This is a genomic window from Clostridium sp. 'White wine YQ', from assembly GCF_028728205.1.
Classification (GTDB): Bacteria; Bacillota; Clostridia; order Clostridiales; family Clostridiaceae; genus Clostridium_T.
On record NZ_JAQYUU010000003.1, the window covers coordinates 13,690 to 28,043 of the forward strand.

A 14,354-nucleotide genomic window follows, 5' to 3' on the forward strand; every position below is an offset into this window, starting at 1 on the left:
ATATATAAATTTATCTAACAACAATAAGATTTTATTCTATTTTTCATAAACCTCAGGTTTTAATATTCCTATAAACGGTAAATTTCTGTATTTTTCAGCATAATCTATTCCATATCCAACAATAAATTCATCTGGAACATCAAATCCTTGATATTTTACATCCACATCTGTTTTTCTTCTTGCTGACTTATTTAGCAAGGCAACTATGTTAATACTTCTAGCTCCCCTACCTTGTAAGTATTTCCCTAAATAGTTCAATGTTATTCCACTATCCACTATATCTTCTACTATTAAAATATCTTTTCCCTCAATTCCATGATCTAAGTCCTTTAATATCCTTACTACTCCTGAGGTTTCTGTAGAGTTTCCATATGAAGAAACTGCCATAAAGTCAATCTCGCATGGAACTTTAATGTTCTTAATTAGTTCTGCAGCAAAAATTACTGATCCCTTTAAAACTCCAACAATCACAAGATCTTTTCCTTTATAATCTTCACTTATCAAATTTGCTAATTCCACAATTTTAGCTCTTATCGTTTCCTCATCGAATAAAATCTCTTTAATATCTTTTATCATTCTCTTTATCCCTTTCTAGAAAACTTAATCCTTAATATATTTTTTGTATTTTTAGTTATTTTAAAATCCTCCGAAGTTCTAATGCCAACAATCCAGGCTATTTCATTATTAAAACATACTAAAGGAATTTCATCTCTTTCTTCCCTTGGAACTTTTAGATCCATAAATAAATCTTTAAGTTTTTTCTTCCCCTTCATTCCATATGGTTTTATAGCATCTCCATCTTTTCTTCTTCTTATTTCTATACTACTACCTATCTTATCATAATCAAAATATTTAATTAAAGAGTCTTTAGAAAAATTTAACTTTTCATCTTTTTTTAAAACATCAAATTCTATATTATAATTATAGAACTCTACTAAATAATTATATACATTTTCTTTGTTTATTAATATATTATTTTCTTTTATATTTTCTTTTTCGCCATTATTAGTAAATCTTATTTCTATATTTCCATAGGAATTTGAGGCTTCAAGCTCATTTGGAAGTGATATCCTACTTCCACTTTTCTTCTTTTGAAGAGATACAATATCATAAATATGTTTCATTTCTATATTATAATATTTTTGAGAAAACCTCATTATAGAACTTTTAATAGCTCTAGTTAATATTGCTTCTTTCAATTCAAAAATACCACTTTTAATTATAAGTTTTTCATTAAATGCACAATATTTCTCTATTGCTTCATCTACATAATATTGAATAAACTCACTATCCTTTTCTAGTAAAAGTGCTATTCTATTTAATGTATTTACTATATCTGTATTAAAATTTTCTCTTATATATGGAATTAATTCAAGTCTAACTTTATTCCTTGAATAAATATTTTCTAAGTTAGTTTTATCTATTCTTGGATTTAATCCTTTTTCCATGCAATAATTTTCTATTTCACTTCTATCACAATTTAAAATGGGCCTTATGTATATTTCATCTCTTTTAGCTTTTATACCTGTTAATCCTTCTAACCCGCTTCCTCTCATCAATCTCATTAAAACAGTTTCAGCTTGATCATTAGCATTATGAGCTAGCGCTACTTTATCATATAAGTGTTTCTTTCTTATTTCATCAAAAAAATTATAACGTTCTTCTCTTCCAGCCATTTCAGAACTTATTCCTTTTTCCTTAGAAACCTTATTTATATCTATTCTCTTAACATAACAAGGTATATCATTAAGTTCACATATTTTTCTAACATATTCCTCATCTGCATCCGCCTCTGCTCCTCTTAGCATATGATTTACGTGTGCTGCTCCAACTTCAATATTGAATTCATCTTTCATTTCTATAAGAAGATTTATCAAACATACAGAATCCGGTCCTCCTGAAAGAGCTACTAATATCTTTTCGCCAGGGTTTATTAATTTATTTTCATATATATAATTAGTTACTTTTTCTTTCATATTAAATTCACACCTTTAAAAACAAATTCATTTTCTATTATACCATTTATTATCACTAATCAATTATAAATTCTAAATAAAAGACCTGGTTAAAACCAAGTCTTTTAAATTTTTATTAAATTCTAATAGCATGCATATATCTTTGAAGCCACGATAGTCATATCATCTTTACATTTACCACCGGAAAGTTCTTTAGCTTTCTGCATTATATCTTGTGCCATCTCCTTTGGATTTGTTATCTTAGTTTCTCTTAAATAATTAACTATCCATCCAGTATTTCCAGTTTCATTCTTATTTATTTCTAGTATTCCATCACTTAAGGTTAGTAATATATCTCCATTTTTAAGTTTTCTATTTACCATTTCTATATCTGGCTTATCTAAAACTCCGAAAGGTAATGTTTTTGAATTTATTTCTTCAACCTTATTATTACTCTTAATAAAACTTGCTACAGCTCCAATCTTTATAAATTCTACTTCCCCTGTATATAAATCTATTGTATTCATATCTAAGGTAGCAAATTTTTCATCCTCCGCAAACTTCATGTTCATTATAGAGTTCACTGCATTAATTGCAGTTGTATTTTTAAACCCTGCAGAAGTAAACTTTTCTATCAATTCCACTGTAGCTTTCGATTCAGTTCCAGCACTAGGCCCTGATCCCATGCCATCACTAATAATCGTCATATAACCTCCATCTTTTGTATTACCAAAAGAGTAACTATCTCCAGTATACTTTTCTCCTTCCTTGCATGATAATGCAACATGACTTTGTACATAATATTTAGGCATCTCTTCGATGAGTACAGTACACTGATTATTACTAGGGTTAATGTGACACCCTTCTCCACCAACACTCATTGGTTTCCCTATAATATCATTGATTAATGGTATAACATCCTTTATACAGGTTTTACTACCTTTGCAGTTATCCATAGTTAGTTTAATATTAACCCTACAATTTTTATCTTCATAACAAAATACGTCATAGAATTTTATATTATTCTTTCTAAGCATTTTCTTCACATTTCTCTCAAGTTCGCTGCTCAATTCTATATCCTTATCTAAATTCACTAATATATCTTCTACTGTATTTGCCATATTTCCTATATGCCCTGCGAGCATTCTTCTTCCCTCAGCCAATCTTTTTTTCCACATAGAATTCAGTACATGATTTTCAACTATTTCTTCTGTGCTTTTTATTAATCTATTCTTTCTAACACACTTTTTTTCTAAATCAGCAGGAAATTTTATTTTTCCTTCTTCAGCTGATTTAATCAATTCAGAGAAGCTTACATAAGTACTATATAATTCTCTTTTCCAACACATATACTTCATATCACAATTAGAACATACTCTGTCCCCTAGGTTTTCTATCAATGCTGAACTTGTGTTTTTTAGAAGTAACCTATCATTATCATCAAAACTCTGTAAAGTAGTTGACATGTTCTCAAGTAGTTGAGTAAAATCTTTTAACCTTTTACCAAATTCCTCTTTAATCTTCATAAAATGAACTTGTGCATTTTTATCTTCTTTTTTTTCTGAATCAAATTCTAAGCTTAACTTATTGAAGATTTTTCTTGGAATTATAATAAATAAAGCTACTGATAATGCTCCTTCAATTCCATTGTACAATGTAAAATCTTGTGAATACATATTGAGTATCATATATATAATTAGGAAAGCTGCCATTGAAAAGATCTTTCCCATATCCTTAAATATACCAACTGTTAATCCGCACACTCCATATAGGCATACATAAAAGGGCATATCTCCTGTAGTTATCCCGATAATCGCTCCCAATGCTATTCCAGTTGTTGCACCTAAAGTACCTTCTGAAATATACGCTATTAAAATAACCATAAGTAATCCTATAACATTACGTAAACTAACATTAAGTAAAGTAAGTTGTCCAATTCCTGTTATAGTTAATGCAATTAAAATTATTACGCTTATTATTTCTTCTTTTGAAAATAAATGCTCTGTATTAAATTCCTCTATACATTCCAATGAGTATTTAATAATATAACTTACTGATGCCATTACCATAGTTAAGGAAAATGATAATATTATTGAAAAAAGAACTTCATATCCCTGTAATACACATTTATATATAAGAATTAACCCATATAGGAAAATAATATTTTTTATATTATTAATCTTCTTGTCAATCTTTAAGGGAATTACAGATGCTACTGTTAATATACAAGTAGTTATTATATACATGTTTCCATCGTTAACCTTACTAATAATAGTTAAATATCCGACTAACGTTCCAATGGATGCTGCTATTTTATATACCCTATCCCGCTCACCTAAAAAGGATAAAAGATATGCCACTCCAAAAGGAGCTATGTAGTCTACTTTGGATATATTTAAATTTATCAAAACTCTACTAACTAACAGTCCTACTGAAAATATCACAGCCAATTTAACTGGCGAATAATACATGGTTTCCTTGTTCTCTTTTTTTCTTTTACCTATTCTTTTATACGTTTCTACCTCTAACCCATACTGCATTTTTATACCTCCAATTACCAATAAATGTAATACCATTATATCAGCAGCTTTCCAAATTATATGTCATTCTTTGTTTTGAATATCTTTTTTCGTTGGACAAAATTATATATAATTCATAAAATTTATGTATCCCTCAGCATAGAACTCATTCTATTATTTTTTCTAGCATCTTTGATATTCTATTGAAATAGTTATGTTTAGAGGTATATATGATTAGATTTTGTTAAGATAATATTTTGTCATGTTATTTTACTCTTTGAAACTTTATAGAAAACAATTTTTGGAATACTCAATTTTCTATTTTTTTCTTAAGTACAATAGACACGTTTCCTCTCTTACTATTTTATATAGGGTTTTAATTGAACTATTAACTTATTCATGCCTGAAAATGTCAAGATGCCGACATTTTCAAACAAGTATAAGTTAAGTTTCCTATCAAAAACCCTATATAACAAAAAAAGTCTACAATTTTAAATTGTAGACTTTTCTTGGTGCTGGAGACCGGAATCGAACCGGTACGGTGTTTAAGCACCGCAGGATTTTAAGTCCTGTGCGTCTGCCAGTTCCGCCACTCCAGCATGTTATATTATTTGGTAGCGGGAACAGGATTCGAACCTGCGACCCTTCGGGTATGAACCGAATGCTCTAGCCAACTGAGCTATCCCGCCTAATTTTTATGGTTGCGGGGGCAGGACTTGAACCTACGACCTTCGGGTTATGAGCCCGACGAGCTACCAACTGCTCCACCCCGCGATATTATGGTGCTGAAGACCGGAATCGAACCGGTACGGTGTTTAAGCACCGCAGGATTTTAAGTCCTGTGCGTCTGCCAGTTCCGCCACTTCAGCATGTTATATTATTTGGTAGCGGGAACAGGATTCGAACCTGCGACCCTTCGGGTATGAACCGAATGCTCTAGCCAACTGAGCTATCCCGCCTAATTTTTATGGTTGCGGGGGCAGGACTTGAACCTACGACCTTCGGGTTATGAGCCCGACGAGCTACCAACTGCTCCACCCCGCGATATTATGGTGCTGAAGACCGGAATCGAACCGGTACGGTGTTTAAGCACCGCAGGATTTTAAGTCCTGTGCGTCTGCCAGTTCCGCCACTTCAGCATTTTATATTATTTGGTAGCGGGAACAGGATTCGAACCTGCGACCCTTCGGGTATGAACCGAATGCTCTAGCCAACTGAGCTATCCCGCCTAATTTTTATGGTTGCGGGGGCAGGACTTGAACCTACGACCTTCGGGTTATGAGCCCGACGAGCTACCAACTGCTCCACCCCGCGATATTATGGTGCTGAAGACCGGAATCGAACCGGTACGGTGTTTAAGCACCGCAGGATTTTAAGTCCTGTGCGTCTGCCAGTTCCGCCACTTCAGCATTTTATGTTATATGGTAGCGGGAACAGGATTCGAACCTGCGACCCTTCGGGTATGAACCGAATGCTCTAGCCAACTGAGCTATCCCGCCTAACTTTCTTTATGGTTGCGGGGGCAGGACTTGAACCTACGACCTTCGGGTTATGAGCCCGACGAGCTACCAACTGCTCCACCCCGCGATATTATGGTGCTGAAGACCGGAATCGAACCGGTACGGTGTTTAAGCACCGCAGGATTTTAAGTCCTGTGCGTCTGCCAGTTCCGCCACTTCAGCATTTTATGTTATATGGTAGCGGGAACAGGATTCGAACCTGCGACCCTTCGGGTATGAACCGAATGCTCTAGCCAACTGAGCTATCCCGCCTAACTTTCTTTATGGTTGCGGGGGCAGGACTTGAACCTACGACCTTCGGGTTATGAGCCCGACGAGCTACCAACTGCTCCACCCCGCGATATTATGGTGCTGAAGACCGGAATCGAACCGGTACGGTGTTTAAGCACCGCAGGATTTTAAGTCCTGTGCGTCTGCCAGTTCCGCCACTTCAGCATTTTATGTTATATGGTAGCGGGAACAGGATTCGAACCTGCGACCCTTCGGGTATGAACCGAATGCTCTAGCCAACTGAGCTATCCCGCCTAACTTTCTTTATGGTTGCGGGGGCAGGACTTGAACCTACGACCTTCGGGTTATGAGCCCGACGAGCTACCAACTGCTCCACCCCGCGATATTATGGTGCTGAAGACCGGAATCGAACCGGTACGGTGTTTAAGCACCGCAGGATTTTAAGTCCTGTGCGTCTGCCAGTTCCGCCACTTCAGCATTAGTTATCAGCACCCTTGGGTTGTGACAACAAAATTAATTATAAGGTACCATTGTACTTCTGTCAACACTTTTTATTTTTTTTTTAACTTTACCCCTAAATTTGAAGAGTTAAAAAGGCTTCTAACCCTTGTTAGAAGCCTATCTATCATAGTTTAACCGAAGTTCTTTCTACTCTTACTTTTGAAATCTTGATTTTTCTTAACATCTTGCATTCTGTCTTCACTATCTTTTAAAAACTTAGACATTATATCTTCAAAACTTTCTGAGCTTTGTTTTTTCTTTTCTGATGTCCAATCAATTTCTGCTGGTTTTACACTTTTTCTTTGAGGATTTGCTTGTTTAATAGATAAACTGATCTTTCCATTATCGTCAATTGAGATTACTTTTACCTTCACTTTATCTTGTTCTTTCAAGTGTTGTCTAATATCTTTTACAAATGAATCAGCAACTTCTGAAATATGAACTAAGCCTGTTTTACCTTCCACCTCTACGAATGCTCCAAAGTTTGTGATGTTTACTACTGTACCTTCTAAAATGTTTCCTGCCATCAAGGTCATGTTAAAAAGACTCCTCCTTAAAAAAATATATATGTTATAAAATAATAACCTTATTTATTTTGTGCTTGCATTATTTACGACTTTTTCTCCTGGTTTAATTAAACCTAGTCTCACCCTAACCATTTCTTCTATAAATTCATTATTATTACTTTGAATCTTTTGCACTTCTTGCTTAAGTCTATCATTGTCATTCTTCAATTCTTGAAGTTGTGCCTCTTTATCTGCTTTTTGTTTATTTAATCTTTTCATAGCAGTTTCTTGTCTAAAAAAGCTGAAACAAAAAAAACCTACCAAAAAGACTATAACCAAGTTCTTTAAGTTAATTCTTTTTCTCATATTTGTTCCTCTCTTTTATAACAATTCTTATCTTTATTTTAAAGAGAAAAGACTACATATTCAAGTAATTTTTAAATTTATTTACTTTTTCCTAAAATTTTATAAAAAATTATTTTAAAAATATAAATAACATTAATTAATATCATTCTAAAAAACTTATTTACACCTGATAATAGTACTTTTTCAAATCTTAAAATATACTTACTAATTAATCTTAAATATAATATGAATCCTATAATTATTCCACAGTAAACATAAAATCCTAAAAAAGCCGAATTATAATATAAAAGAAAAGTAAAAATAGCAAGGCCGCCTAATATACCAAAAAGCAAGTCTTCAAAAACTATTATAACCTTGTTTATTCCACTACCTCTTATTATCCTATATGCATCAAATAATATTCCTGTTAACATTCCAGCCAAAAGACTATATATAATTATGTTATACTGTATATTGTTAGGTAACAACATAACTATTACCTATTTAAATAGCCTTTTAAGTAAGGCTTCCTTTTCTTTTTTAACTTCTTTTCCAGAATAGATCATACTATATATAAGTCCTGCAATAATAACATCTCCATTTTCAACATCAAGTTTATTCATCTTTAGTTCTTGGCCTCTTATAACTAATAGTCCTTCACTTGTATTTAACTCTATTTTTTCCTCATCGAAGCTTAGAACTTCTAAAACCCCTGTTAGAGCTAATTTTTTTCTATTTTCAAGACGAATTGAACTTTCCTTTTGAATTATTTCCTTTTTACTTTCCATAATGTCTCTCCTTAATAATATTTCTAACAGAATATATGCAAGTAAATTGAAATTAAGAATTAACATTTATGAATTTAAAAAATTTTATAATTACTAATATAATACTTACTATTATTATCGGTACTACTCTTGATCTTCTTCACCCTCTAGTATCTCGTACATTTCTCTAGCATCTTCTTTTCTTACATGTTCTACAATACTTACTATCTTTGCCTTAATTTTTTTATTTGCAAATGTTATCTCTATAATATCGCCTTCTTTTATATCCGTTGAAGGTTTTGCTACTTTTCCGTTAATTGTAACTCTTCCTCCTTCGCAAGCTTCTTTGGCTATTGTTCTTCTTTTTATAATTCTCGAAACTTTCAAATATTTATCTAATCTCAATTTCTTTTCCTCCTTATTAAATGCTAAAGTTCATATATTCAAAAAAAACCCGAGATGCACTCGGGTTTTTTAAGATTATTTACTAACTTTTTCTTTGAATTCTTTTCCTGCTTTAAATACAGGTACAGTTGATGCTGGAATTTGGATAGCTTCCTTTGTTCTAGGATTTCTTCCTTCTCTAGCAGCTCTTTCTCTTGTTTCAAATGTTCCGAATCCAACTAATTGAACTTTATCTCCATTAGCTAGTGCTTCTTCAACGCTTTCTATTAAAGCTTTTAAAGCTGCTTCAGCATCTTTCTTTGTTAATTTACTCTTTTCTGCAATACTAGTGATTAATTCTGCTTTATTCACGATTACATCCTCCTCGATCATAGAGATATTAAATTACTGTAGTTTTTATTACTTATGTACTACACTATCTCATCCTATTATATACCTTGATTTCAGCCTAGTCTATAGAAATATAGATATTTTGTGTAAAAAAGGTATTTTTATGATAAGTAGTAATACATTTATACAATTTATATATATTCTCCTTAAATTTCTAATTTCCTCCTAGATTTTATTATTTTTCTTTATTTTTTGATTCTTCCCATATTACATCTAGCTCATTTAATGACATTTCTTGTATTTTTTTCCCTAATTGCGCAACTTTTTGTTCTATATATGACATTCTTTTTATAAATTTATCAGTAGTTTTATTTAATGCTAATTCTCCATCAACATCTAGAAATCTAGCTACATTAATACATGCAAATAACAAATCTCCTACTTCTTCTGTTATTCTTTCCCTATTTCCTTCCTTATATACCTCTTTTATTTCATTTAATTCTTCAATTACCTTTTCCATTGCTGGTTCAACGTTATCCCAATCAAATCCAACCTTTTTTGCTTTCTTTTGGACCTTATTTGCTCTTATTAATGCTGGCAAACTCTTAGCAATAGCCTCCATCTCTTCAGTAAGACTCTCTAATCCTTTTTCCTTTTTCTTCAGTTCTTCCCAATTTACAAGAACTTCTTTTGATGATTCCGCAGTTTCATCCCCAAAAACATGAGGATGTCTGTATATCATTTTATTACATATTCCTTCTATTATATCTCCTATGTTGAAATATCCATCTTCTTTACCTATTATTCCATGGAACACTACCTGAAGTAGTACATCTCCCAGTTCTTCAATTAATGCATCATCATCCAACTTCTCTATGGCATCTATGACTTCGTAACTTTCCTCAATCAATGCAGATTTCAAACTTTCATGTGTTTGTTCCCTGTCCCAAGGACAACCATCAACACCTCTTAGCCTCTCAATGATTTTTACTAAGTCATTGAAATCCTTTTTGTTATTTAAGTCCTTTGGAATATAAATAGATGTAAGATAATCTATATCTTCCTGTCTATCTAATTCAAATAGGGGGATTTTTCTTACACTTTCCATTCCTTTAATTCCAGCTGCCCTAACATAAAATATCTCAGTATCATCATTATAGTATTCTGACAGCTTTAACTTCACTTCTGAAGCTATAAATTGATTATAAACTTGTGTTATAATCGTACCTATTCGCTTATCCAACACCTGATTATCAATATCAAAAGCATCTATTATCTTAAGTCCTTCAATAGGATCAATTTTTAGCGCATCCATCATTGCATCCACAAAGCTTACTGCAGGAAATATATTATATTGGATATTATTCTCATCACACAATGATATTATGTTGAAAACAGATTTTTCAGCAACCAAAGGATGTCCTGGCACTGCATATACCACATCTCCGAACTGATCATGAACTTTTAATAATTCTTTTGCTATAGCTTCATATACTTGGTCAAAACTTTGGCTTTCTTCATATTTAGAATCATATGTTTCAAATTCAATATCCATTTCCTTTAAATACTCAACTGTAGGGTGCTTTTCAGTTCTCAATAAAACCTGTTTACTTTCTTTCAGTACTTTTAAAGTTCCTAATGTCAGTGCCTCTGGCGCACCTGGACCCAAACCTACTATTTTTATCATTAAGCTCTCTCCTTTTTTATCTCCTTAATCTGCTTCTAATGGTATCATATTTAAAAACTCCTAACATTACTATTAGAACTATATATATAATAATACCCAAAAATATTGAAATCAAGCAAGCTAAAGAAGGACTATTTATTTTATATGTTAACATTACATAACTTCCCATAACCCCTATTATCATTGCAATTGTTGCATACGCAGGCTTAATCAATATTTCATAGAACTTAATTTTTAATTTTAAATGTATCTTTAAACAAATCAAGTTTAATATAGATGAAACTAAGTATGCTGAAATGCTTGCTATAACTGCACCATATACGTTTAGTTCATTAATTGATACTAAGGTTGATGTCAAGAATATCTTTATTCCACATCCTATTAATAAATTTATTACCGGAATTATATATCTCCCCGTACTTTGCAAGATTGCAGTTGTTGTTTGAGCTAGAACTATAAACGGAATTGAAATGGATAAATATTTTAAAATCTCATATCCATCATATCTTCCTGGAAATATTATTTGCATTATTGGTAAAGCTAAAAAGTACAACCCTGCTAAGGATGGCAATGCTATTGTAAATGATAGTTTCAAAGATGTATTAACCTTTGAAAGCACTTCATCTTTATTACTTAATATATAATTCTCCGCAATTATCGGAACTATAGAAGCACATAATGCCATAGAAAGAGTCAATGGTATATTTGTTAATACTGCTGCCTTACCTGTGAGCTGAGCATAGAGAATAGTTGCTGTCTTTGAGTCTAATCCAGCTTCCAATAGTTTTCTTGGAACTAGAACAGAATCTATAAGCCCCATAACACTACCTACTGTAGCGCCTAGAGATATAGGAATAGAAATTTTAAGTAATCTAGTTAATACTTCTGGATTAAATGAAACTCTTTTTATACCAAATTCCTTTTTAACTTTCCTATATTTAAAGTATAAATAACTACCTCCTAGTAATGCTCCAGCAGTAGCTCCAAAGGCAGCGCCACCTGCTGAATATTCTATTCCCCTAGGAAGTAATATAATAGCTAAACCGACACCAACAATTACTCTGGCAATCTGTTCTAATATCTGAGAGATTGCCGAGGGTGTCATGTTTTGTAATCCTTGAAAAAATCCTCTATATATAGTGGTAAAAGTCATTATAATTGGTGCAAATGAAATTCCTATCAATGAAAAGTAGGCTTTACTGTCCCACTTTAGAAGGGATATTAATGGTCTTGCACCAAAAAACAAGAACAAACTAGTGCCTGTCCCCAATATTGCCATTAGCAAAAATGCTTCCCTAATTATTTGAAAAGTATCTTCCTTATTTCCCACAGCATTATTTTCTGAAACCATTTTGGATATAGCTACAGGGACTCCTGCAGATAAAGCTATAAAAAACATATACAAAGGATAAGACATTTGATAATATCCTACTCCTTCATCTCCTATGAGCATTATTAATGGCCATCGGAAGAATATGCCTAAAAACTTTGCTATTATTCCTGCCATACCAAGTATTATACTTCCTTTTATTAGGGATTGCTTTCTCATAAAATACCTCCAGTTTGAAACTTTACTACAGAACTTAAACTATGAAAATCAATTATTCTTATATTTTCATTGTTAATTGAATCTATACTAATGTCTATTTCAAACATAGAGGTATTATTCTAACTTATATTAAATTATGTAGTTATTGTTCCATTTGCTTTCCTAAAAATGCTGATGCAGTTTCAGCTAATTTCATTTCTAAATCACCCAATTTTTGTCCATCATCTTTTTCAATTATTACTACAGCACCAATTGTATCTCCTTCTGCTATTATTGGAGATATTACTTGTGTACTATACTTACCTGCATCATCATCACTATATAGTGGCACTACTTTACCAGTACCACCTCCTAATAATATAGTCTTCCTTTCTTCCATTATTGCTTCTAGTTCGCTTGATACCTTCTTTTCTATATAATCTTTTTTTGATACACCGCTTACTGAAATAAACGCATCCTTATCAGCAATTAGGATAATGTGTCCAATTGATTGTTGCAATGACTCTGCATATTCCTTTGAGAAATCTGTTAACTCACCAATAGGAGAATATTTTTTTAGTATTACCCCACCCTCTCTATCTGTAAAGATTTCAAGAGGATCTCCCTCTCTTATTCTTAAGGTTCTTCTTATCTCCTTTGGAATTACTACTCTACCTAAATCGTCAATTCTTCTTACTATGCCTGTAGCTTTCATCCTTTGTCCCTCCTATTTTTATACTTTGAAGTAATTTTTTCTTTACAACATTATTATTTTTCTAAATAAATTTTTTATACGTAAAACTGGCTATTTTTATTCTAATTAGCAATAAAGATTTCTCATTGATGATTATGGAATATTCTAATTGTTATATCTACTAAAAAAGAGTCATATCAAGAATTTTCTTGATATGACTCCTAATATTAAATATCTATTATAGTTTATCTTCGTAAGTTGTTACTTTATAATCTTTCTTTAATTGTTCTAAGGTAGAATTAATTAAATCACTCTTCTTCTGATTTGTTACATTTGTAATTATGTCTTCTTTAACATCTTCAAACTTCTTAACAATATCTTGAGTTTGAATACCAGTTACTTTAATAATATGATATCCGAATTGACTCTTTACAGGACCTGAAATATCTCCATCTTTTTTAAGAGCTTTAACTCCAGCCATAAAATCAGCATCATATTGAGTTGAGTTGTAAGGAATGAATCCTAAGCTTCCTCCATTATCTTTTGATCCAGTATCTGTTGATGAAGCTTTAGCTACATCTTCAAACTTAGCTCCACCATCTAATTGTTGTTTTATTTTTTTAGCTTCATCCTCAGTCGCAACTAATATATGTGAAACAGTAGCTCCTGCACCTTGCGTAAACTCAGTAGCCTTATTTTCTTCATAGTATTTTTTTGCATCATCTTCAGTTACTTTTACATCTTTAGTAAGAGCTTCTTGAGCTTTTTGAACTATTGCTTGTTCTCTTATAAGCTTTTTAAGTGAATCTAATGTCATTCCTGCTGCTTTAATTGCATCATTTAACTTATCTTCTCCACCATACATTTCTTGGTATGATTTTATTTGGTCATCTACTGCTTTATTTAAATCTGCATCTGAAGGAACTACTTTCAGATCCTCAGCTTTTTTAAGCATCATTTTTTGATTTACTAATTGAGTAAGAACTTCTTTTCTTTGACTTGTTAATGCACTTTTAGCATCTGCATTATCTAAATATTTATCTCCATATTGTTGCTTTAGTTGACTTATAGTTTGTTGTAGATTTTCATCTACTTCTCCCAATGTTATCTTTTGATCGCCTACTTTTGCTACAACAGTCTTTGCGATAGCTTCTGGTGTTTTTTGAACCATATTACAACCAACTACAGAGAAACTTAATACTCCAACAATTATAAGCCCTAATAATTTTTTAACTTTCTTCAATATCTTCCTCACCTTTCATTTTAGCTTTAAGTTCAACTAGCAATACATATATAATTAATTTTAAGTTAAACCATTTTGACATAATATTAGTATATCAATATTTTCTATTTATTTCAAAGCTAT

General features: G+C 32.0%; 13 protein-coding genes and 19 tRNA genes. All 32 read right to left on the minus strand.

What is annotated here, in order from left to right; genetic code table 11:
• Nucleotides 1-36: 36 nt before the first annotated feature.
• The gene (gene hpt / locus PTZ02_RS12215) at nucleotides 37-576 is read right to left on the minus strand and encodes a hypoxanthine phosphoribosyltransferase (RefSeq protein ID WP_274228107.1); all 540 of its coding nucleotides are present in this window, start codon (nucleotides 574-576) and stop codon (nucleotides 37-39) included.
• A gap of 5 nt (nucleotides 577-581) precedes the next feature.
• Nucleotides 582-1,976, minus strand: a complete 1,395-nt coding sequence (gene tilS / locus PTZ02_RS12220; protein WP_274228108.1) for a tRNA lysidine(34) synthetase TilS — start codon at nucleotides 1,974-1,976, stop codon at nucleotides 582-584.
• Between the two features lie 122 nt (nucleotides 1,977-2,098).
• Entirely contained in the window at nucleotides 2,099-4,495 is a 2,397-nt protein-coding gene (spoIIE, locus tag PTZ02_RS12225) for a stage II sporulation protein E (RefSeq protein WP_274228109.1), read from the minus strand.
• A 489-nt stretch (nucleotides 4,496-4,984) separates the two neighbouring features.
• Nucleotides 4,985-5,073 (minus strand) — tRNA-Leu (locus tag PTZ02_RS12230).
• Between the two features lie 13 nt (nucleotides 5,074-5,086).
• Nucleotides 5,087-5,163 (minus strand) — tRNA-Met (locus PTZ02_RS12235).
• Nucleotides 5,164-5,172: 9 nt separating this feature from the next.
• A tRNA-Met gene (locus tag PTZ02_RS12240) sits at nucleotides 5,173-5,248 on the minus strand.
• Nucleotides 5,249-5,254: 6 nt separating this feature from the next.
• Nucleotides 5,255-5,343: transfer RNA gene (locus tag PTZ02_RS12245), tRNA-Leu, on the minus strand.
• Between the two features lie 13 nt (nucleotides 5,344-5,356).
• Nucleotides 5,357-5,433: transfer RNA gene (locus tag PTZ02_RS12250), tRNA-Met, on the minus strand.
• A gap of 9 nt (nucleotides 5,434-5,442) precedes the next feature.
• Nucleotides 5,443-5,518 (minus strand) — tRNA-Met (locus tag PTZ02_RS12255).
• 6 nt (nucleotides 5,519-5,524) lie between these two features.
• A tRNA-Leu gene (locus PTZ02_RS12260) sits at nucleotides 5,525-5,613 on the minus strand.
• Between the two features lie 13 nt (nucleotides 5,614-5,626).
• Nucleotides 5,627-5,703, minus strand: a tRNA-Met gene (locus tag PTZ02_RS12265).
• Nucleotides 5,704-5,712: 9 nt separating this feature from the next.
• A tRNA-Met gene (locus PTZ02_RS12270) sits at nucleotides 5,713-5,788 on the minus strand.
• A gap of 6 nt (nucleotides 5,789-5,794) precedes the next feature.
• Nucleotides 5,795-5,883: transfer RNA gene (locus PTZ02_RS12275), tRNA-Leu, on the minus strand.
• A gap of 13 nt (nucleotides 5,884-5,896) precedes the next feature.
• Nucleotides 5,897-5,973, minus strand: a tRNA-Met gene (locus tag PTZ02_RS12280).
• 12 nt (nucleotides 5,974-5,985) lie between these two features.
• Nucleotides 5,986-6,061 (minus strand) — tRNA-Met (locus PTZ02_RS12285).
• A 6-nt stretch (nucleotides 6,062-6,067) separates the two neighbouring features.
• A tRNA-Leu gene (locus tag PTZ02_RS12290) sits at nucleotides 6,068-6,156 on the minus strand.
• Nucleotides 6,157-6,169: 13 nt separating this feature from the next.
• A tRNA-Met gene (locus PTZ02_RS12295) sits at nucleotides 6,170-6,246 on the minus strand.
• A 12-nt stretch (nucleotides 6,247-6,258) separates the two neighbouring features.
• Nucleotides 6,259-6,334, minus strand: a tRNA-Met gene (locus PTZ02_RS12300).
• A 6-nt stretch (nucleotides 6,335-6,340) separates the two neighbouring features.
• A tRNA-Leu gene (locus PTZ02_RS12305) sits at nucleotides 6,341-6,429 on the minus strand.
• Nucleotides 6,430-6,442: 13 nt separating this feature from the next.
• Nucleotides 6,443-6,519: transfer RNA gene (locus PTZ02_RS12310), tRNA-Met, on the minus strand.
• 12 nt (nucleotides 6,520-6,531) lie between these two features.
• Nucleotides 6,532-6,607 (minus strand) — tRNA-Met (locus PTZ02_RS12315).
• 6 nt (nucleotides 6,608-6,613) lie between these two features.
• Nucleotides 6,614-6,702 (minus strand) — tRNA-Leu (locus PTZ02_RS12320).
• Between the two features lie 155 nt (nucleotides 6,703-6,857).
• Entirely contained in the window at nucleotides 6,858-7,262 is a 405-nt protein-coding gene (locus PTZ02_RS12325) for a S1 domain-containing RNA-binding protein (RefSeq protein WP_274228110.1), read from the minus strand.
• A 54-nt stretch (nucleotides 7,263-7,316) separates the two neighbouring features.
• Entirely contained in the window at nucleotides 7,317-7,598 is a 282-nt protein-coding gene (locus PTZ02_RS12330) for an FtsB family cell division protein (protein WP_274228111.1), read from the minus strand.
• Between the two features lie 77 nt (nucleotides 7,599-7,675).
• Nucleotides 7,676-8,068: a spore cortex biosynthesis protein YabQ gene (gene yabQ, locus PTZ02_RS12335; protein ID WP_274228112.1), complete on the minus strand. Its 393-nt coding sequence runs from the start codon at nucleotides 8,066-8,068 to the stop codon at nucleotides 7,676-7,678.
• A 9-nt stretch (nucleotides 8,069-8,077) separates the two neighbouring features.
• Complete coding sequence (gene yabP / locus PTZ02_RS12340) at nucleotides 8,078-8,365, minus strand: sporulation protein YabP (protein WP_274228113.1); 288 nt, start codon at nucleotides 8,363-8,365, stop codon at nucleotides 8,078-8,080.
• A gap of 123 nt (nucleotides 8,366-8,488) precedes the next feature.
• Entirely contained in the window at nucleotides 8,489-8,749 is a 261-nt protein-coding gene (locus PTZ02_RS12345; RefSeq protein ID WP_274228114.1) for an RNA-binding S4 domain-containing protein, read from the minus strand.
• A gap of 75 nt (nucleotides 8,750-8,824) precedes the next feature.
• Nucleotides 8,825-9,100, minus strand: coding sequence for an HU family DNA-binding protein (locus PTZ02_RS12350; RefSeq protein ID WP_202766016.1), 276 nt, complete (start codon nucleotides 9,098-9,100; stop codon nucleotides 8,825-8,827).
• Nucleotides 9,101-9,314: 214 nt separating this feature from the next.
• Entirely contained in the window at nucleotides 9,315-10,766 is a 1,452-nt protein-coding gene (mazG, locus tag PTZ02_RS12355; protein ID WP_274228115.1) for a nucleoside triphosphate pyrophosphohydrolase, read from the minus strand.
• A gap of 16 nt (nucleotides 10,767-10,782) precedes the next feature.
• Nucleotides 10,783-12,315 carry a putative polysaccharide biosynthesis protein gene (locus PTZ02_RS12360; protein WP_274228116.1) on the minus strand — a complete coding sequence of 511 codons (1,533 nt, stop codon included), beginning with the start codon at nucleotides 12,313-12,315 and terminating at the stop codon, nucleotides 10,783-10,785.
• A gap of 142 nt (nucleotides 12,316-12,457) precedes the next feature.
• Nucleotides 12,458-13,009 (minus strand): stage V sporulation protein T, encoded by a 552-nt coding sequence (spoVT, locus tag PTZ02_RS12365; protein ID WP_274228117.1) that lies wholly within the window; start codon nucleotides 13,007-13,009, stop codon nucleotides 12,458-12,460.
• A gap of 217 nt (nucleotides 13,010-13,226) precedes the next feature.
• Complete coding sequence (locus tag PTZ02_RS12370; RefSeq protein ID WP_274228118.1) at nucleotides 13,227-14,231, minus strand: peptidylprolyl isomerase; 1,005 nt, start codon at nucleotides 14,229-14,231, stop codon at nucleotides 13,227-13,229.
• Nucleotides 14,232-14,354 lie beyond the last annotated feature (123 nt).